The 17,924-nt window shown below is 67.3% G+C and carries 14 protein-coding genes; 6 read left to right on the top strand and 8 right to left on the bottom strand.

The window, feature by feature from the left end:
• Window positions 1-119 precede the first annotated feature (119 nt).
• From CLD20_RS12190 to CLD20_RS12170, 5 genes are read left to right on the top strand one after another with little or no spacing between them, the layout of a single operon-like run.
• Window positions 120-1,379, top strand: coding sequence for a sarcosine oxidase subunit beta family protein (locus tag CLD20_RS12190; protein WP_224406918.1), 1,260 nt, complete (start codon window positions 120-122; stop codon window positions 1,377-1,379).
• A 34-nt stretch (window positions 1,380-1,413) separates the two neighbouring features.
• Window positions 1,414-1,683, top strand: a complete 270-nt coding sequence (locus CLD20_RS12185) for a sarcosine oxidase subunit delta (protein ID WP_224406917.1) — start codon at window positions 1,414-1,416, stop codon at window positions 1,681-1,683.
• 3 nt (window positions 1,684-1,686) lie between these two features.
• Window positions 1,687-4,746 (top strand): sarcosine oxidase subunit alpha family protein, encoded by a 3,060-nt coding sequence (locus tag CLD20_RS12180; RefSeq protein WP_224406916.1) that lies wholly within the window; start codon window positions 1,687-1,689, stop codon window positions 4,744-4,746.
• Window positions 4,739-5,305: a sarcosine oxidase subunit gamma gene (locus CLD20_RS12175; protein ID WP_224406915.1), complete on the top strand. Its 567-nt coding sequence runs from the start codon at window positions 4,739-4,741 to the stop codon at window positions 5,303-5,305. Before CLD20_RS12180 ends, CLD20_RS12175 begins: the two co-directional genes overlap by 8 nt.
• Before the next feature lie 37 nt (window positions 5,306-5,342).
• A complete protein-coding gene (locus CLD20_RS12170; RefSeq protein ID WP_224406914.1) occupies window positions 5,343-6,050 on the top strand; it encodes a DUF1194 domain-containing protein in 708 nt (235 codons plus the stop codon).
• A 3-nt stretch (window positions 6,051-6,053) separates the two neighbouring features.
• Here the strand turns inward: CLD20_RS12170 and CLD20_RS12165 are convergent, their stop codons facing one another.
• The 8 genes from CLD20_RS12165 to CLD20_RS12130 all read right to left on the bottom strand — a co-directional run bounded on the left by CLD20_RS12165 (window position 6,054) and on the right by CLD20_RS12130 (window position 16,040).
• Entirely contained in the window at window positions 6,054-6,713 is a 660-nt protein-coding gene (locus tag CLD20_RS12165) for a hypothetical protein (RefSeq protein ID WP_224406913.1), read from the bottom strand.
• Window positions 6,714-6,869: 156 nt separating this feature from the next.
• Window positions 6,870-7,979 carry a mandelate racemase/muconate lactonizing enzyme family protein gene (locus tag CLD20_RS20400; protein WP_224406912.1) on the bottom strand — a complete coding sequence of 370 codons (1,110 nt, stop codon included), beginning with the start codon at window positions 7,977-7,979 and terminating at the stop codon, window positions 6,870-6,872.
• Window positions 7,976-9,133 (bottom strand): iron-containing alcohol dehydrogenase, encoded by a 1,158-nt coding sequence (locus CLD20_RS12155; RefSeq protein ID WP_224406911.1) that lies wholly within the window; start codon window positions 9,131-9,133, stop codon window positions 7,976-7,978. The genes CLD20_RS20400 and CLD20_RS12155 overlap by 4 nt, the downstream gene beginning before the upstream one ends.
• A gap of 87 nt (window positions 9,134-9,220) precedes the next feature.
• Window positions 9,221-9,649 (bottom strand): hypothetical protein, encoded by a 429-nt coding sequence (locus CLD20_RS12150; RefSeq protein WP_224406910.1) that lies wholly within the window; start codon window positions 9,647-9,649, stop codon window positions 9,221-9,223.
• Between the two features lie 202 nt (window positions 9,650-9,851).
• Window positions 9,852-12,062, bottom strand: a complete 2,211-nt coding sequence (locus tag CLD20_RS12145; protein WP_224406909.1) for an ABC transporter ATP-binding protein — start codon at window positions 12,060-12,062, stop codon at window positions 9,852-9,854.
• A gap of 90 nt (window positions 12,063-12,152) precedes the next feature.
• Window positions 12,153-13,175, bottom strand: coding sequence for an ABC transporter permease (locus CLD20_RS12140; protein WP_224406908.1), 1,023 nt, complete (start codon window positions 13,173-13,175; stop codon window positions 12,153-12,155).
• A 116-nt stretch (window positions 13,176-13,291) separates the two neighbouring features.
• Window positions 13,292-14,233, bottom strand: coding sequence for an ABC transporter permease (locus CLD20_RS12135; RefSeq protein ID WP_224406907.1), 942 nt, complete (start codon window positions 14,231-14,233; stop codon window positions 13,292-13,294).
• A 109-nt stretch (window positions 14,234-14,342) separates the two neighbouring features.
• Window positions 14,343-16,040 carry an ABC transporter substrate-binding protein gene (locus CLD20_RS12130; RefSeq protein WP_224406906.1) on the bottom strand — a complete coding sequence of 566 codons (1,698 nt, stop codon included), beginning with the start codon at window positions 16,038-16,040 and terminating at the stop codon, window positions 14,343-14,345.
• Window positions 16,041-16,345: 305 nt separating this feature from the next.
• Between CLD20_RS12130 and CLD20_RS12125 the strand changes: the two genes are divergently transcribed.
• Window positions 16,346-17,920 carry a trimethylamine methyltransferase family protein gene (locus CLD20_RS12125; protein ID WP_224406905.1) on the top strand — a complete coding sequence of 525 codons (1,575 nt, stop codon included), beginning with the start codon at window positions 16,346-16,348 and terminating at the stop codon, window positions 17,918-17,920.
• Window positions 17,921-17,924: the final 4 nt, after the last annotated feature.

Raw genomic sequence — 17,924 nt, 5'->3', positions numbered from 1 at the left:
TCCACAAGCGGCAATCTGTCGGCCGCGAAGGGCGGAAGGGCGCTTTCGGAACAAGCTCCTTTCGGGCAATGATCTAAGCCGCCTATGGGGCGATTCACGTCTTTCCCGGACCGAGCAAAATGGCGGAATATTCGGCCCTCAGGGTCATCACCGAGGGGCTCAGGGGAAATCGCGGCTGGAAACCGGCCTGGCGCAAGGCCGAGCCGAAGCCGCGCTACGACGTCATCGTGGTCGGCGGCGGCGGCCATGGCCTCGCCACGGCCTATTATCTCGCCAAGAACCACGGGCTGCGCCATGTCGCGGTGGTGGAGGCGGGACCGATCGGCCTCGGCAATGTCGGGCGCAACACGACCATCGTGCGCTCCAACTATCTCCTGCCGGAGAACCACGATTTCTACGAATGGAGCCTGAAGCTCTGGGAGGGCCTCTCCCACGAGCTGAACTACAACGTCATGTTCTCGCAGCGCGGCGTCCTCAACCTTGCCCATTCGCCCGAGCAGATGGACGTCGCGGCCGAGCGCGGCAACGCCATGCGCCTCGCCGGCATCGACGCCGACCTCATCGGCCGGGACGAGGTCGCCCAGCTCTGCCCGGGCATCGACCTTTCCGAGGAGGCGCGCTTTCCGGTCGCCGGCGGGCTGATCCAGCGCCGCGCCGGAACAGCAAGGCACGATGCCGTCGCCTGGGGCTACGCGCATGCCGCCGACCGGCTCGGCGTCGACATCATCGAGAACGCCCCCGTCACCGATTTCATCACCGAGGGCGGCACGATCACCGGCGTCGTCACGCCGCGGGGCGAGATCCGCGCCGACAAGGTGGGGGTCGCCGTCGCCGGCATGACCTCGGAAGTCATGCGCATGGCGGGCGTGGAAGGCCTGCCGATCGAGAGCCATGTGCTGCAGGCCTTCGTCTCGGAGCCGGTGAAGCCGCTCGTCCATTGCGTCGTCACCTACGGCGCCGGCCACATGTACGTCTCCCAGTCGGACAAGGGCGGGCTGGTCTTCGGCGGCTCGCTCGATTTCTACAATTCCTACGCCCGGCGCGGAAACCTCGCCAACGTGCACGACACGGTGAGCGAACTCCTCGCCATCTTCCCGAACGTGGCGCGCATCAAGCTCCTGCGCTCCTGGGGCGGCATCATGGACATGTCGATGGACGGCAGCCCGATCATCACGCCCGGGCCGTTGCCCGGCCTCTATCTCAATTGCGGCTGGTGCTACGGCGGCTTCAAGGCGACGCCCGCTTCCGGCTGGTGCTTCGCCCATACGATCGCCCGCGACGAACCGCATGCCCTCAACGCCGGCTTCACGCTGTCGCGCTTCGCCGAGGGCCGGCATATCGACGAGGCCGGCACGGGCGCCGTGCCGGGGCTGCACTGATGAGACGGACGACCCAAAGCCCGCGGAGCGCACGATGCTGATCCCCTGCCCTGTCTGCGGCATGCGCGATGCCGGCGAATACCACTACCGGGGCGACGCCACCGCCGAGCGCCCGCCGCTGGCCGAGGAAGCGGCCGAGCCCTGGGTCCGCTACGTCTACGAGCGTCAAAACCCGCGCGGCGAGCATCTGGAGTTCTGGCAGCATGTGCATGGCTGCCGGCAGTTCCTCGTTGTACGCCGCAATACGGAGACCCATGAGGTCTTCGAAGCGCGGCTCGTCGGCCCCTTCGGGCAGGGAGAATAGGCGATGGCCGGCTTCCGCCTCTCCTCCGGCGGCTCGCGGATCGACCGCTCGCGCCCCTTCACCTTCACCTTCGACGGCTCGCCCGTGGAGGCCTTCGCCGGGGATACCATCGCCTCGGCGCTGATGGCCTCCGGCCGCTCCATCGTCGCCCGCTCCTTCAAGTACCACCGGCCCCGCGGCATCTTCTCGGCCGGGGCGGAGGAGCCGAACGCGCTCGTCACCGTCGGCTCCGGCGGCGAGCGCGAGCCGAACGTCAACGCCGCCACGCGCCTCGCCGCGCCGGGGCTGGAAGTCTCGGGCCAGAACGCCTGGCCTTCCGTCGACCGCGACATCGGCGCGGTGAACCAGGTCTTCGCCCCCTTCTTCGGCGCGGGCTTCTACTACAAGACCTTCATCGGGCCGCTGAGGCGCTCGTGGATGTGGTACGAGCCGGCGATCCGCCGGGCCGCCGGCATGGGCAGCGCCAGCCTCGATCCCGATCCGGCGCGCTACGAGAAGGCGAACGTCTTCGCCGACCTCCTCGTCGTCGGCGCGGGCCCGGCCGGCCTTGCCGCCGCGCTCGCGGCCGGACGCGCCGGGGCACGGGTGATCCTCGCCGAGGCGGAACCGGGACCCGGCGGCGCCATCGACCTGGAAGAAGCCACGATCGACGGGGCGCCCGCCGCCGAATGGGCGGCGATGGCGAGCCTTGAGCTCTCGGAGATGGCCAATGTGCGGCTGATGCCGCGCACCCATGTCTGGGGCTATTACGACGGCGGCGTTCTGGCGGCGCTGGAGGATTGCGGCGGCGAAGGCGAAACGCGCTGCCGCCACTGGCGGATCGAGGCGCGGCAGGTGATCCTCGCCACCGGCGCCTGCGAGCGGCCGATCGTGTTTTCCGGCAACGACCGCCCGGGCGTGATGCTCGCTTCGGCCGGCCTTGCCTATGTCCGCCGCTACGGCACGGCGCCCGGCGGCAGCATCGTCCTCTTCTGCAACAACGACGAGGCCTGGCGGCAGGCGGCGCTGCTCGCCGAAGCCGGCGTGAAGATCGCCGCCATCGTCGATCCGCGCACCGAGGTGCCGGGCACGCTCGCCGGTCCGATCGCGGCGAAGGGCATCGACATCATCCTCAGCCATGTCGTCGCCGCCGCCAAGGGCGCGCGGCGGGTGGAAGCCGCCGTCATCGCTCCGGTCGGGGAAGCGGCGCGCGCGGCCGAGGCGGCGCGGATCGACCGGCCGGCCGGCGAGGCGGAAGGTGAAAGCGTGCCGCCAGCCTCCCCGGGCGGCGTCTTCGAGATCGCCGCGGACACCATCCTCGTCTCCGGCGGGCACACCCCGATCATCAACCTTGCGAGCCAGGCCGGCGGGCCGCCCGTCTGGCGCGAGGAGATCGCCGCCTTCGTCCCCGGCGAGCCCCGGCAGGACTGGATCGCGGCCGGGGCCATGACCGGCGCCCCGACGCTGGAAATCGCCGTCAACCAGGGCGCCGAGGCGGGAACGCTTGCGGCAAACGCCCTCGGATTCAACGCGGTAGCGAAAGAACTTGCAGTTCAGATTCAGATTCAAGGACTTCGCACATCGATTCAGGATGGCGGCCTCCTGCCCCTCTTCGAGGTGGAGCCCGTCGGCGAGAAGCCGGACAAGGCCTTCGTCGATCTCCAGCACGACGTGACGGCCGACGATGTGCGCCTTGCCGGGCGCGAGGGCTTCGTGGAGGCCGAGCATCTGAAGCGCTATACGACGCTCGGCATGGCGAACGACCAGGGCCGCACCTCGGCGATCAACGGGCTCGCGATCCTCGCCGGCGAGCGGCAGATGCCGATCCCCGCGGTCGGTACGACGCGCTTCCGCCCGCCCCTCGCCCCGGTGCCGCTCGGCGCCATCGTCGGGCGCGAGCGCGGCCATCACATGCGGCCCATCCGCCGCTCGCCCCTGCACCATGCCCATCTGGAGGCGGGAGCGGAGATGATGCATGCGGGGCTCTGGCTGCGCCCGCGCGTCTATGCCCACAAGGGCGAGGGTCTCTTCGCCGCCTATACGCGCGAGGCGCGGCATGTGCGCGCCAAGGTCGGCATCGCCGACGTCTCCACCCTCGGCAAGATCGAGGTGGCGGGACCGGATGCCGGGACCTTCCTCGACCGGGTCTACACCAACACCTTTTCCACCCTGCCGGTCGGCAAGGCGCGCTACGGGCTGATGCTGCGCGAGGACGGCTTCGTCTTCGACGACGGCACCGCCTGGCGGCTCGCCGAGGACCGGTACCTCGTCACCACGACGACGGCGAAGGCCGCCGAGGTGATGATGCACATGGAGTTCCTGCTGGCCGCCGTATGGCCGGAACTGAAGACAACGCTCGCCTCCGTCAGCGACCAGTATGCCGGCATCGCTGTGGCGGGGCCGCGCTCGCGCGCGCTTCTCGCCCGTCTGGTCGACGGCACGCCGATGGACCGGGAAGCCTTCCCCTTCATGGGCGTGCGGCAAGCTTCCATCGCCGGCGTGCCGGCGCTGATCGCCCGCCTCTCCTTTTCCGGCGAGAACGCCTACGAGGTCTATGTCGGCGCCGATTGCGGGCCTTTCCTCTGGTCGGAGCTTCTGCGCCAGGGGGCGGATCTGGAGGTTGCGCCTTATGGACTGGAAGCCATGGGCACCCTGCGCATCGAAAAGGGCCATGTCGCGGGACCGGAGCTGAACGGGCGCGTCAGCGCCCACGATCTCGGCCTCGGCAAGCTGCTGTCGAAGAAGAAGCCCTTCGTCGGCAAGCCGCTCGCGCTGCGGCCGGCGCTCTCGGAGGAAGGCCGGATGGAGCTTGTCGGCCTTCTCGCCACCGACGCCGCCTTCCGTTCGGGGGCGCATCTCGTCGCCGGCACGGAAGAAGCGCCGGGCGCCAGCGAGGGACACGTCACCTCCGTCACCTACAGCCCCGAGCTGCGCAACCATATCGGCCTGGCGATGCTGAAGGGCGGACGCAAGCGCCACGGCCAGACGCTCTTTGCCGCCGATCCGATCCGCGGCGCCCATTGCCGGGTGGAGATCGTCTCGCCCCATTTCGTCGACCCGCAGGGAGAACGCCTCGATGCCTGAGCGGATCTCCGCGCTTTCGCGCCTTTCCGTGCCCGCTGCCGAGGGCACGGCGGCGCTCACCCTTTCGGAGCTGCGCCCCGCCTCCATCGTCGCGCTGCAGACCTTCCTCGATACGGCGATGGCCTTCGGCGAGGCGCTCGGCGCTGCGCTGTCCCTCGACATCCCGGAGAACGCCTATTTCGCCGAGGGCGAGGATGCGACGCTCGTCTCGCTCGGCGCCGGAAGGCTGCTGGCTCTCGGCGGCCGCGAGGGTCTCGCGGCAACGCTGCGCGAGACCCTCGGGCCGAGCGGCACCGCCACCGATCTCTCGCATGCCCGCACGCTCCTGCGGCTGGAAGGGCCGTCCGTCGAGGAGGTGCTTAACCGCGGCATCGCCATGGATCTTGCGCGCATGCCGCCCGGCGCCGCCGCGCAGACGCGGATGGAGCATTTCGACGTGACGGCGATGCGCCGTTCAGAGGAGTGCTTCGAGCTTCTCTTCTTCCGCAGTTTCGGCGAGGCGGCGGCAGAGTGGCTGATCGACGCCGGCATGCCCTTCGGCATCCGCTTCACGCGCTGAGGCTCGCGGAAAGGCGCCCCTGCCCGTAATCTGGGGCATGGTCCGCCTGACGCGTCTCGCGCTCCTCCTCTTCCTCCTCCTGCCACGACCGGCGGGCGCGGCGGACATACCCGTCGACCTCGAGCTCGTTCTCGCCGTCGATGCCTCGAGCTCCATCGATGCCGGCGAATTCCGGCTGCAGATGGAAGGCATCTCGGCCGCTCTCCGGCACCCGCAGGTGATCGCGGCCATCCGGGGCGGTCCGGTCGGGCGGATCGCGATCTCCCTCGTCGTCTGGGCCGACGCGACGCTGCCGAAGGAGGAGACCGGCTGGTACCTCGTCGGTTCGGCAGAGGAGGCGGAGCGACTGGCCAATGACGTCTACCGGCTGCGCCGCGCCGTCCTCGGGGGCACCGGGATCGGCGCGGGCATTGCCTTTTCGATGCGCAAGTTCGAGCGCAACGGCTTTTCGGCGCCCCGCCAGACCGTCGATGTCTCCGGCGATGGCAAGGAGACGCCGCCGCGCGAGAACGTCCTCCTCATGCCGGCGGCGCGGGCGATGGCGATTTCGCGAGGGGTGACGGTCAACGGCCTCGCCATCCTCAACGAGGACGAGGACGTCGGCGAGTGGTACCGGCGAAACGTCATCGCAGGCCGCTCGGCCTTCGTCATGGAGGTGGCGGACTTTCAGGATTTCGCTATCGCGATGGTGAAGAAGCTCGTGCGCGAGATTGAGGACCGCCCGAAGATCGGGATGGCTGAGTAGCCCTCAGGCGCCAGCCGGCGGCTTCGGCAGCGGCCAGCGCCTCAGCAGCCTGTCGACCCCGATCAGCGCCCGCGGCCTGCGCACGTTGCCGTAGGGCGAATTCGGCTTCGGCGGATCGTTGCGGAAGACATCGATGATCGGGCCGGCGATCTTCCCGAAGCGATGCAGAGGCTCGCGATAGTAGTCGCGCACGATCGCCTCGTTGACGGCGCCGTTGCGGGTGGCGATCTCCATCACCTCGAAGAAGTTGCCGGCACGCAGGACCGCCGCGAACAACGCCTCGTCGACGGCATCGCCCGCCGGGCCGCTGTCCCCCTCCCCGGGCTGTGCCGGGGCGGGCGTGGCAAGCATCAGCGCCGTCAGCCTGACCGCTTCCGTTTCGGAAAGAGCCGGATGCGCACGGCCGAAACTGCCGATCCGGACAAAGGCCGCATGCAGCTTCTCGTTCTCGCTGTGCTCCTTGAGAAAGTCGAAAGCGCGGTCGCGCGCTTCGGAATGCAGCTTCACCGCGGAATTGAACAGGAAGCCGGCAACGGCCGAGAAGAGCGAAATCGGCACCCCGACATCGGCGAGCGTCAGGCGCGTCGTGACGGCAAGAAGGAGCGTGACCAGCGCCAGGCAAACAAAAACCCCACATGCGACAAGCAGCGCCTGCGGGGTCATCAGATTGGGCGTCAGGGGTTCATCGCTGCGCAGACGAGCTGCCGCGCTGCGCGCGTTCCGTCCTAGAGACCGTGAAAACCGTCGAAAACCATCTTTCAGCCTTTCGGGGAAGGATCGCGTACCGCTCATCGCTTCCAGCGCCTTATTAGGGGTGGCTCAGGTTAATTTCAAGCTACGCTCAAGGCGCTCCTCGTCAAGCGCAACGCCGAATCCGGGCGCGTCCGAAAGGACGATCCGCCCATCCTCCAGCCGCACGGGCTCGGCCAGCATGTAATCGCGGCGCTCCAGCGACCATTCGGGCGGATCGAAGGGATATTCGATGAAGGGCGCGGCGGCGAGGCCGGCCGTCAGATGCGCGTTCGCCACCATGCCGAGACCGTTCGTCCAGGTATGCGGCGTGAAGAGGATGCCCGCCTCCTCCGCCATGATGGCAACGCGGCGCAGCCCCGTAATGCCGCCGACAAGCGCGGCGTCCGGCTGCAGGACGTCGAGGCAGCGGGCCTCGATCATCTCGCGGAATTCATAGAGCTCGCGGGTCATCTCTCCGCCGGCGATGCGCAGATCGGTGGCATCGGATAGCCGGCGCATGCCCTCCCTGTCGCCGCGGAAAAGCGGCTCCTCCATCCAGAAGATTCCGAGGCGCTCCAATTCGCGGGCGACGGCGAGCGCGTCCTTGAAGGTCCAGGGCGGCTCGTCGTCATGCGACATCCGCCAGCCCTGATTGCAGTCGACCATCAGGGTCAGCCGGTCGCCGACTTCGCCCCGAATGGCTTCCAGCGCGCGAATGTCGTCGCGCCAGTCCTTCCGGTGGAAGCGCACCTTCATCGCCGCAAAGCCCGCCTCATGAAAGCGCACGGCCGTCTCGGCCATTTCGGCGTCATCGCGCAGCGTCGCGGATGAGGCGTAAGCGGAGATGCGGTCGGTGCGGCCGCCGAGGAGCTTCCAGACGGGCTGGCCGGTGATCTTTCCGGCGAGGTCCCAAAGAGCAAGGTCGAGCGGCCAGCAGCGCCCGCCATGGAACTGGATATTGGAAAGGATGCGGAAATGCCGCTCCAGGCGCAGGGGATCCTCGCCGACAAAGAGATGCTCGTGACCGGCAAAGCCGAGCATGGCATCGCCCGAGCCGATGCCCTCATGACCCTCATCGGTCCTGACGCGCACGATCGTGGCGTCGAAATGATGCCGCGGCCGGAAATCCCAGCTCGGCCGGAAGGGCGGATCGAGCGGCAGGCGATGATGGGTGAGGCGGATCTCGGCGATCTTCACGCCGCAAGCTCCCGGGAAAGCACCATGGCGGCAAGAACCGGCAGGTCCTCGTCGGCGGTGAAGCGTTTCGTCGATTTGCGCATGGCCGCGTTCTCGGGGGCCGCCATGCGCTCAGTAAGCGCTTCGACGGTCACCTCCTCGAGCGTCTCCGGCCATCGTGGCAGACCGGCCCGGGCGAAGAGATCGCGATAGGCCGGCGCAAAGGCGGCAGCATCCCGCCCTGCCCCCATCGCCTCGGCGACGGCGGCAAAGGCTTCACGGTTGCCCTCCGCCACCCAGTCGGCCGTCGCTTCCATGGCGATGCCGACCGCAAGCCCGTGCGGTACGGGCGCGAGCGAGCCGAGAGCATGGCCGATATTGTGGGCAAGCGCGGTGCCGACCATCTCGATGGCGATGCCGGCAAGACCCGCCGCTTCCATCATCGCCGCGCGGGCAGCGATATCCTTCGGCTCGGCCACGGCCTTCGGCAGGTTTTCGGCGACCAGGCGGATCGCCTCCAGCGAGGGGGCGATGCTCTCCTCGCTCGCCCGCCGGCAGGTCGCCGCCTCCACCGCATGGACAAGGGCGTCAATGCCGGTCATGGCCGTGAAAAGCGGCGGCAGGCCGAGCGTCAACTCCGGGTCGAGAAGCGCCAGCGCCGGCAACAGCTCGCCCGCCCAGTACCAGTATTTGGTCCCGTCCGGACCGGAGAGGACGGAGATGGAGGTGAATTCGGAGCCGGTGCCGGAGGTGGTCGGCACGGCGATCAGCGGCGCGGCCGGCCTCACGAAGGGCTCGGCGGCGAGACGGTGGTCTTCCACTTCACCGGGATTGGCGAGCATGGCGGCTGCCATCTTGCCGGCATCGAGCGCCGAGCCGCCGCCGAGGGCGACGACGAGGCGCGCCCCCTCCCCCGCGCCGATGGACGCCGCCTCGGCGACCTGACGCTCCTTCGGCTCGCCGGCGATACGGTCGTAGGTCACAAGGCGGTGCCCGCCTTCCAGGAGCGCCTGCTCGGCCTTCAGGACGATACCCGGCTCCTTGAGACCGGCATCGGCGACGAGGAGCACGGCGGCGCCTCTGCCGGCGAGGCGGTCGACGTCGCCGGAGATGCCGGCAAGACGTCCCGGGCCGGTGGCGACCTCGATGGCGGCGTATTTCTCGACGAGCTGCACTCTTCCCTCCCAGGCCCTCCGGCTTCTTCCGGCCTTATAGCGCGGAAGACCCTCGCGGGCAGCAGGGGCGGGAGAAACTCCGGGCGATCAGGGAGCGGCGACGCGGCCCTTGAGACAGGATCGCGCCACCCGCTCGATCGCAAGGCGCGAGCCGATCAGGGAGACCTCGTTCGGCGGGGTCAGGCCCGAAGGCGAGGAGATTTCCAGTCTCACCCCCGACTTCATGTCCTCGATGAGGAGGTCATAGAGCGGCAGAACGGCGAGAAAGACGCCTGCCTCCGGCTCGTTGCGCATGTTCACGAGCGAGGATCCCTTGTCGGTGGTGAAGCGGAATTCCGCCTCGCCGTCCGGATCGAGATCGAACTCCTTCGGCTCGTCGCCCTCGTAGCCCGGCGCGTAGCTGAAGCTCAGCGCGTCGGCACCGCGGCATTCGAGCCTCAGCTCCGTCGGGGTGTCGTAGGTCGTGCCGCAGACGCTCGCGACCCAGCCACGGCCCTCTGACGTATAGAGCGACACGTCTGCGCTCCAGCTGGCGCAATCGTTGGCGGCCGCCGCCCTGCCGGGCGACAGGACGAGGAGTGGCAGCACGAGAAGAAGAAAAAGTCGGGGCAGAATGCAAAGCTCCGGTCGAGACGGCCCGCTTCGCCTTTCACTGAAGACAGGGCGGCCGATTCGCAGACCCGATTGTCCGCAACGCCCGCCTCGGCTTCAACCCGCTTCAGACGTCGGAGCGGCGCTCGCTTTCGGCCGCTGCCACCGGGCTCACCTGCTCCCCCTTTTCCGCATCGCGGTCCGCCTCGGCCGGGATCGGTCCCTCGCCGATCTGAATCACCGGCTGCATCGCCTTCAGCGTCTCCTCGGAGAGATGGCAGGCGATCAGATGGCCCGGCCCGAATGCGCGGATCGGCGGCGGGACCGTCTCGCAGGTTCCCTCGATCACATAGGGGCAGCGGGTGCAGAAGGGGCAACCCTCAGGCGGGTTGGAGGCGGAGGGGATCTCGCCGGAAAGCACGATATGGCGCTTCTTGACCTTCGTGTCGGCGATCGGCACGGCGGAAAGGAGGGCCTCGGTGTAGGGATGATAGGGCGGGGAGAAAATCTCTTCCGTCGTCCCCTGCTCCATGATCTGGCCGAGATACATGACGACGATGCGGTCGGCGAGATAGCGCACGACCGACAGGTCGTGGCTGATGAAGAGCAGCGTCGTGCGGTTCTCGCGCTGGATATCCATGAGAAGCTCGGTCACCGCCGCCTGGACGGAGACATCGAGCGCGGAAACCGGCTCGTCGGCGATCACCACGGAGGGGTTGCCGGCAAAGGCGCGGGCAATGCCGACACGCTGCTTCTGGCCGCCCGAGAGCTGGCGCGGCCGGCGCTTGGCGAAGTCGCGCGGCAGCTTGACGATGTCGAGGAGCTCCAGGACGCGCTGGTTGATCTTCTCCTCGTCCTTCTCCACGCCGAACTTCTTGATGACACGGGCGATCTGGCCGCCGACCGTATGGCTCGGATTGAGCGTGTCGAAGGGGTTCTGGAAGATCATCTGAAGCTTGGCGATGGTCTCCGGGCTGCGCTTTTCGACCGGCATCTTGCCGAGTTCGACATTGCCGAGGAGAACCTCGCCGGAGGTTGCCTCCTCCAGGCCCATCAGCACCTTGGCGAAGGTGGACTTGCCGCAGCCGGATTCGCCGACGATGGCGACCGTCTCGGCCTCGCGGGCCTCGAAGCTGAGCCGCTCGTTCGCCTTCACCGTCTTCTTCTCGCCAGCGAAGAAGATCGCACCCTCTTCGATCTCGTAGTGCTTGGTCATCTCGTCGACCTTCAGCACCACGTCTCCGGGAGGGGCGGCGGACTTGACGATGCCCTCGCCCGCAGCGGCCTGCCAGTCGATCTCCTCGATCCTGACGCAGCGCGAGTAATGGCGATCGTCGCCCGTGATCGGCAGCATCGGGATTTCGCCGGAATCGCAGAGCCCGGCGAGGAAATGGTCGCAGCGCGGACCGAAATTGCAGCCGGGCGGGCGCTCGTGCGGCAGGGGCAGCTGGCCGGTAATGGCGACCAGCGGACGGGCGTTCTTGTCGGCATGCGGCAGCGGGATGGAGGCGAATAGGCCCTGCGTGTAGGGGTGGCGCATGGCGTCGAAGACGTCGTTCACCGTGCCGACTTCCACCGCCTCGCCGGAATACATCACCGTGATGCGGTCGCAGGTCTCCAGGATCAGCCCGAGATTGTGGGAGATGTAGATCATGGAGGTGCCGTACTCATCGGCGATCTCGCGGATGAGATCGACGATGCCCGCCTCCACGGTCACATCGAGAGCCGTCGTCGGTTCGTCGAGGAGGAGCAGCTTGGGGCTCGACAGGAGCGCCATGGCGATGACGACGCGCTGCTGCTGGCCGCCGGAAATCTGGTGCGGATAGGAGCGCAGGATGCGGTCCGGCTCCGGCAGGCGCACGCTCTCCAGCATGGCGCGGGCGCGCGCCAGCGCCTCCTCCTTCGTCGCTCCGTCATGGTAGATCGGCACTTCGGCGAGCTGGTCGCCGACGCGCATCGCCGGGTTCAGCGAGGCCATCGGCTCCTGGTAGACCATGGCGATCTGCGAGCCGCGGATCTGGCGCAGTTCCTCCTCGTTCATCTCGCGCATGTCGCGGCCATTGAAGAGGATCTCGCCGCCGACGATGCGGCCGTTCTTGCCCATGTACTGCATGATGGCGAGCGCCACGGTGGATTTGCCGCAGCCCGATTCCCCGACGATGCCGTGGCTTTCCCCCGGCATGAGCTTCAGGTTGAAATCCACCACCGCCGGGATCTCGCCGGCGCGGGTGAAATAGGAAATGCACAGATTGCGGCATTCCAGGACGGGGACCTCGGAGCCGCCCTCGCCCGGTTTCGGCGCCGGTGCGGCCGCCGCAGCATCGCTTGCCATGCTCATCGTCCGGCCTCCCGCTCTGCGGTCATGTGAGCCCCTGCCGTCGTTTGCCCGCCCAATGCCCTGCCGCCTCTCGCCTTGCTGCCCACCGGCTCAATCCCTCAGGCTCATCTCGCGCAAACCGTCGGCCATCAGGTTGAAGCCGAGGATCAGGCTCGACACCGACAAGGCCGGAATGAGCAGCATGTAGGAGAATTTCCACAAGAGCGCCGTCGAGGAAGCCTCCTTGATCATCAGGCCCCAGTCGGGATCGGGCGGCTGCAGGCCGAGGCCGAGAAAGGTCAGGGTGGTGATGGCGACGGTGGTGTAGCCGAGCCTGAGGCAGGCATCGACGATGAGCGGCCCACGCACATTGGGAAGGAGCTCGATCACCATGATCCGCAGCGCCGATTCCCCGCGCGTCTGGGCGGCAAAGATGTAGTCGCGTGTCTTCACGTCGAGGGCGAGGCCACGGACGATGCGCATGATCGCGGGGGCGGAGGAAAAGGTGACGGCGATGACGATGTTGAAGCCGCTCGGACCCAGATAGTTCAGGATCAGGATGAAGAGGATCATCACCGGGAAGGACAGCAGCACATTGGCGAGGAAGGAGACGACCTGGTCCCACCAGCCGCCAAGATAGCCCGCGATGAGGCCGAGCATGGCGCCGACGAAATAGGCGACCACCGTCGCCGTGATCCCCCAGACGATGACCCGCTGGCAGCCCCAGATGGTGCGCGAGAGCATGTCGCGGCCGCGTGTGTCGGTGCCGAGCCAGTAGAAGACGCCGTTCTTCTCGGTGAAGGGCGTTACGAAGGGCGCCACCGGCTTGTTCGGATCGAGGAGCGGCAGATACGGGGCGGAAAGGGCGAGCAGCAGCCAGAAGAAGACCAGGGTGACGCCGATCACCGCGATGGTCGATTCGCGCCAGCTCCACACCGCCACCGCATAGAGAAGCAGGGCCGCGGGAATGGCGGGCAGCAGCACCACCTCGCGAAGATCGCCGATCTGCCGATTGAACATGACATAGGCGACGAGCGGCACCCACATGAGCAAGAGGAGCGCAAGCGCGGGGCGCGGCTGCGCCAGGCGGGCAAAGAGCGACCTGGCGGGGGCGGGTTCTGCGGCGACGGCCATCACAGGGCCTCCATGCCATGTCCCGCCCTCATTCCGAGGCGCACCCTGGGCGCGCGCTTCAGCGTGAGAATGGCCTGCGGACTGCCATATCCGAGCAAGAGCTTCATCTGTGCCCCCTAGCTGAAGCGGATGCGCGGATTGAGGAAGGTGTAGCCGATGTCGGAGATCAGCTGCGACAGGACGGCCACCAGGACGGCGGCGAGCGTGGCCGCCTGCACGACATAGAGGTCGCCGAAGAGGGCCGCATCGAGCAGGAGCTTGCCGAAGCCGTCATACTGAAAGAACACCTCCACCACGACGACGCCCGACAGGAGCCAGTTCAGCTGCAGGACGATCACGGTGAAGGGGGCGATCAGCGCGTTGCGCAGGACGTGCTTCATCACCACCCGGCGGTAGGGGATGCCCTTGAGCACCGCCGTGCGGATGTATTGCGAGGTCATCACCTCGGCGACCGAGGCGCGGGTCATGCGCGCCACATAGCCGAAATCGTAAAGGACCAGGGTGAGCACAGGCAGGATGATGTATTCCAGCCCGTCTCCCTTGGATTTCGCCGGCAGCCAGCCGAGGCCGAGCGCGAAGATGACCGTGAGGATGATCGCCGTCGCGATCTCCGGAATGGAGGTGAACACCACCGACATGAAGGTGATGGCCCGGTCCTGCACCCTGCCCTCGCTGATGCCGGCGAAGACGCCGGTGACGAGCGCCAGCGGGATCATCAGCGCGAAGACCCAGAAGGCGAGAATACCGGTCTTGACGAGGGCCCGGCCGAGCAGGAATCCGACATCCTCGTTCTTCTGGAAGGAACGACCGAAATCGCCATGGGCGATGCCGACGAGCCAGTTGCCGTAGCGCTCGTAGAAGGGCACGTTCAGCCCCTTGGCGGCGAGCCATGCCTGGTAGTCGGACTGCGTCAGGGTGGCGACGGCAAAGCCGCCCAGATCGTTGACGGCAAGCTGCTTCTTGAATTTGGGGCTGTCGAAGACGAGGAAGAGGACGAACGAGACGACCGCCATAATCAGCGCCATCTGCAGAAGCCGCTGCAGGATGAGCTTCACCATTGCGCCGCCCCTTTTCTGCCCTGCCCCACGCCAGGCCGTGGCCGGCAAACATCCGGCCGGCCTATCCGTGCCCGGTCATGCCGGACACGGACAGGCCTTTTCGGCACGATCAGGATTCGATCCAGACCTTGTTGAACTGGTGGTACTGGGTCGGATGCGGCGGGTAGTTGTGCACCTTGGCCGTGACGATCGTGTAGACCGGCCGCCAGATCGGCTGGACCATGACGGAATCGTCCTGGAGGATCTTTTCCACCGGCTCCATCAGCTTCCGGCGCTCTTCCACGTCGAGGGTCGCCTCGGCGGCGTCGAGGTGCTTTTCCCATTCGGGATTGTTGTAGTTGGTCTCGTTCCAGGCGACGCCCGCCCGGTAGGCGAGCGACAGGACCATGGTGCCGAGCGGACGATGCGTCCAGGCGGTCGCGCCGAAGGGCGTGGAGGTCCAGACCTCCCAATACTTCGAGGCCGGCATGACGTTGATGTTGAGGCGGATGCCGGCATCGGAGAGCTGGTCGCGCATGGCCTCGGCCACCGCCTGGTGCCAGGGGCCGTCCGTGTTGCCGATATCGATGGTGATTTCCAGATTCTCCTTGCCGGCTTCGGCAAGCAGGGCCTTGGCGCCCTCGACGTCGCGCTCCAGCGGCGGCAGGGCGAAATATTCCGGATGGATCGGGGCGACGTGGTGGTTCTCGCCGACATCGCCGCCTTCCGGGAAGATCAGCGCCTTCAGGGCCGCGTTGTCGACCGCCTTGGTGATCGCCTGGCGCACACGCTTGTCGTCGAAGGGCGGCGTGTCGACGTGGAAGCGGCAGCACAGGGTCTGGGCGGTGCGGGCGGGGATGATCTCGCCGTCGATCGCCTTGGCAAGTTCCATCTGCTCGATGCCGAACTGGTAGATCGCATCCGCCTCGCCCGAGGCGAAGGCGGTCAGCTGGTTGTCGGCGTCGTAATGGAGGTAGTGGATCTCGTCGAGATAGACGTCGCCGCCCCAATAGGGGCCTTCGCGGCGCTTCAGGATCGCCTTGTCGGCAACGGCGAACTCGGCCAGCTCGAACGGACCGGTGCCCACCGGATTATCGGAGAACGGTGCCTTGAAGTCGCGATGCAGGATCGCCGTCGGGTAGTTGTAGAGATCCTCCGGTACCGACAGCACCGATTTGGTCAGATGCAGGCGCACGGTATGATCGTCGACGCGCTCGACCGAGCCGTCGATCATGCGCTTGGTCATCTTGGCCGAGCCGTCGTCGTTCTTCTCGCCGGAATCGACCTCCTCCATCATCGCTGCGAAGGTGGAGAGGCCGGCATTGGAGGAGGCGACAGCCGGATCCATCCAGCGGGTGAAGTTGAAGATCACGTCGTCGGCGTTGAAATCGTCGCCGTTCGACCATTTGACGCCCTGCCTGAGATTGAGCGTCCAGGTCTTCAGGTCATCGGAGGCTTCCCAGCTCTCCGCCAGCATGGGGTGCGTGACGTTGTTGGGATCGGTGAAGGCGATGTACTCCACGATCTGGCGGCTGACGTTGGACATCTGCGTCCAGTCGTAGTTCGCCGGGTCCTCCATCTTCTGGATTTCCATGGCAACGCGCAGCGTGCCGCCCTTCTTGGCCTCGGGATCGTCGACGAAGGGAAGCTTGCTGTCCTGCGCAAAGGCCGGCGACGGCAGGCCGGCCATCGCATAGGCGGCGGCCGCCGACATGCCGGTCAGCGCCGCAACCCGGATGAAGCCTCGCCGGCTAAGGCGTCCGCGCTCCATCAGATCCTTCGCCTCGGCAGCCTTCGGATGCAGCCGCGTCTCGTTCTCGCGCTTCATGGTACACGTTCTCCCTCTTGGCTTTCCGCCAGTTGCGAATGGAGAGACGGGCTTGCGCCCTGTGCGGGGACAGGCGGCAGACGCGCCGTCGCTCGGCATCCTCCGTTCGGGCGAGAACCTAACATGGCGGGGATGCAATTGGGCAACCCCTCGTCGCAGCCGGCAAAATCAAATCAACGAAGGTCGCGAAAAGGCAAGAAGGTGTCGCTTTACGAAGCAGCGCCGGAGCGGATTCGGAATTTCCTTTCCGCTTGCCAGCGCGGGACGCATCCTGCGGCGCAATCCGGCCGGAGCGACCTTTCCGAATGGCCCCAGACAGCCTTGCCGAGACCGAGAGCCCGCGCAGGCGCCGCGCTGGAGGCCGCGCCGGCAATGCGCGCCGTTCCGGCACCGCCAGCATCGCCCAGCCGCCCTGGGATCTGCCCACCTACAGCGACCGCGCGAGCGAGCCGCTCGACGAGGAAGGCATCGCCCGCATCCACGGCGCGGCGATGCGCATCCTGGAAGAGATCGGCATCTGGTTCCTGAACGAGGAGGCGCAGGACATTCTCCTGGCGGCCGGCTGCGACGTCGAAAAGCCGTCGGGGCGCGTGCGCATGGACCGCGCCTTCGTGATGGAGAAGGTGGCGCTCGCGCCGGAGACCTTTCCGATCACGCCGCGAAACGCGGAACGGCGGATCGTGGTCGGCGGCAGGCATGCCCTCTACGTCAACGTCTCCAGCCCGCCGAACTGCTCGGATCTGGAACGCGGCCGGCGTGTCGGGGACCGGGCGAGCATGCGCGAACTCCTGATGCTGACGCAGGCCTTCAACTGCCTGCATCTTGCCGGCGGCTATCCGGTGGAGCCGATCGACCTGCATCCCTCCACCCGCCATCTCGATGCGATCTACGACAAGCTGACGCTGACCGACAAAGTCGTGCACGCCTATTCGCTCGGCAAGGAGCGGGTCGAGGACGCCATGGAGATGGTGCGGATCGCCGGCGGCCTCAGCCACGCCGAATTCGAGGCCGAGCCGAGGATGTACACCAACATCAACTCCTCCTCGCCGCTCAAGCACGATTATCCGATGCTCGACGGGGCGATGCGCCTGGCAAGGCGCGGCCAGCCGGTGATCGTGACGCCCTTCACGCTCGCCGGCGCCATGGCGCCGGTGACGCTGGCGGGGGCCGTGGCACAGCAGACGGCAGAGGCGCTGGCGGCGATCGTGTTTCTCCAGTGCGTGAAGCCGGGGGCGCCGGTCGGCTACGGCTCGTTCACCTCCAATGTCGACATGAAGTCGGGTGCGCCGGCCTTCGGCACGCCGGAATATCTGCGCGCCACGCAGATGTCCGGGCAGATGGCGCGCTTCTATCGCCTGCCCTTCCGCGCTTCCAACGCCTGCGCCGCCAATACCCCGGACGCGCAGGCGGCCTGGGAGAGCGCCTTCTCGCTGTGGGCCTGCACCAGCGCGCAGGCCAATATCGTCTACCACGCCGCCGGCTGGCTGGAGGGCGGGCTGACGGCCTCCTACGAAAAGTTCGTGATGGATTGCGAGATGCTGCAGCAGGTGCAGCACGCCATGCGACCGGTCTCCGTCACCGAGGACGACCTCGCCGTCGACGCCATCGCCGAAGTCGGGCCGGAGGGCCATTTCTTCGGCGGCGCGCACACCCAGGCGCGCTACGAAAGCGCCTTCTATTCGCCCTTCCTCTCCGACTGGCGCAATTTCGAGACCTGGCAGAAAGCCGGGGGCCTCACCGCGCCCGAGCGCGCGCTCGGCGTGTGGAAGAAGATCCTTGCCGAGTTCGAGGCGCCGCCGATGGACGAGGCGATCCGCGAGGAACTGGGCGAGTTCGTCGAGCGCCGCAGGCGCGAAGGCGGCGCGCCGACGGATTTCTGACAGT

The sequence above is a fragment of the Afifella sp. IM 167 genome (assembly GCF_020144925.1).
Classification (GTDB): domain Bacteria; phylum Pseudomonadota; class Alphaproteobacteria; order Rhizobiales; family Afifellaceae; genus Afifella.
Note: the sequence above shows the minus strand (reverse complement) of the source record. Positions and strands in the feature narration are given on the sequence as shown.

Bases quoted from the DNA above. Each gene is read 5' to 3' on its own strand.
- CLD20_RS12165 (WP_224406913.1), bottom strand. From the start codon at position 6,713: ATGACCCCGCAGGCGCTGCTTGTCGCATGTGGGGTTTTTGTTTGCCTG.
- CLD20_RS12185 (WP_224406917.1), top strand. From the start codon at position 1,414: ATGCTGATCCCCTGCCCTGTCTGCGGCATGCGCGATGCCGGCGAATAC.
- CLD20_RS12140 (WP_224406908.1), bottom strand. From the start codon at position 13,175: ATGGCCGTCGCCGCAGAACCCGCCCCCGCCAGGTCGCTCTTTGCCCGC.
- CLD20_RS12135 (WP_224406907.1), bottom strand. From the start codon at position 14,233: ATGGTGAAGCTCATCCTGCAGCGGCTTCTGCAGATGGCGCTGATTATG.
- CLD20_RS12125 (WP_224406905.1), top strand. From the start codon at position 16,346: ATGGCCCCAGACAGCCTTGCCGAGACCGAGAGCCCGCGCAGGCGCCGC.
- CLD20_RS12170 (WP_224406914.1), top strand. From the start codon at position 5,343: ATGGTCCGCCTGACGCGTCTCGCGCTCCTCCTCTTCCTCCTCCTGCCA.
- CLD20_RS12145 (WP_224406909.1), bottom strand. From the start codon at position 12,062: ATGAGCATGGCAAGCGATGCTGCGGCGGCCGCACCGGCGCCGAAACCG.
- CLD20_RS12190 (WP_224406918.1), top strand. From the start codon at position 120: ATGGCGGAATATTCGGCCCTCAGGGTCATCACCGAGGGGCTCAGGGGA.
- CLD20_RS12180 (WP_224406916.1), top strand. From the start codon at position 1,687: ATGGCCGGCTTCCGCCTCTCCTCCGGCGGCTCGCGGATCGACCGCTCG.
- CLD20_RS12175 (WP_224406915.1), top strand. From the start codon at position 4,739: ATGCCTGAGCGGATCTCCGCGCTTTCGCGCCTTTCCGTGCCCGCTGCC.
- CLD20_RS12130 (WP_224406906.1), bottom strand. From the start codon at position 16,040: ATGAAGCGCGAGAACGAGACGCGGCTGCATCCGAAGGCTGCCGAGGCG.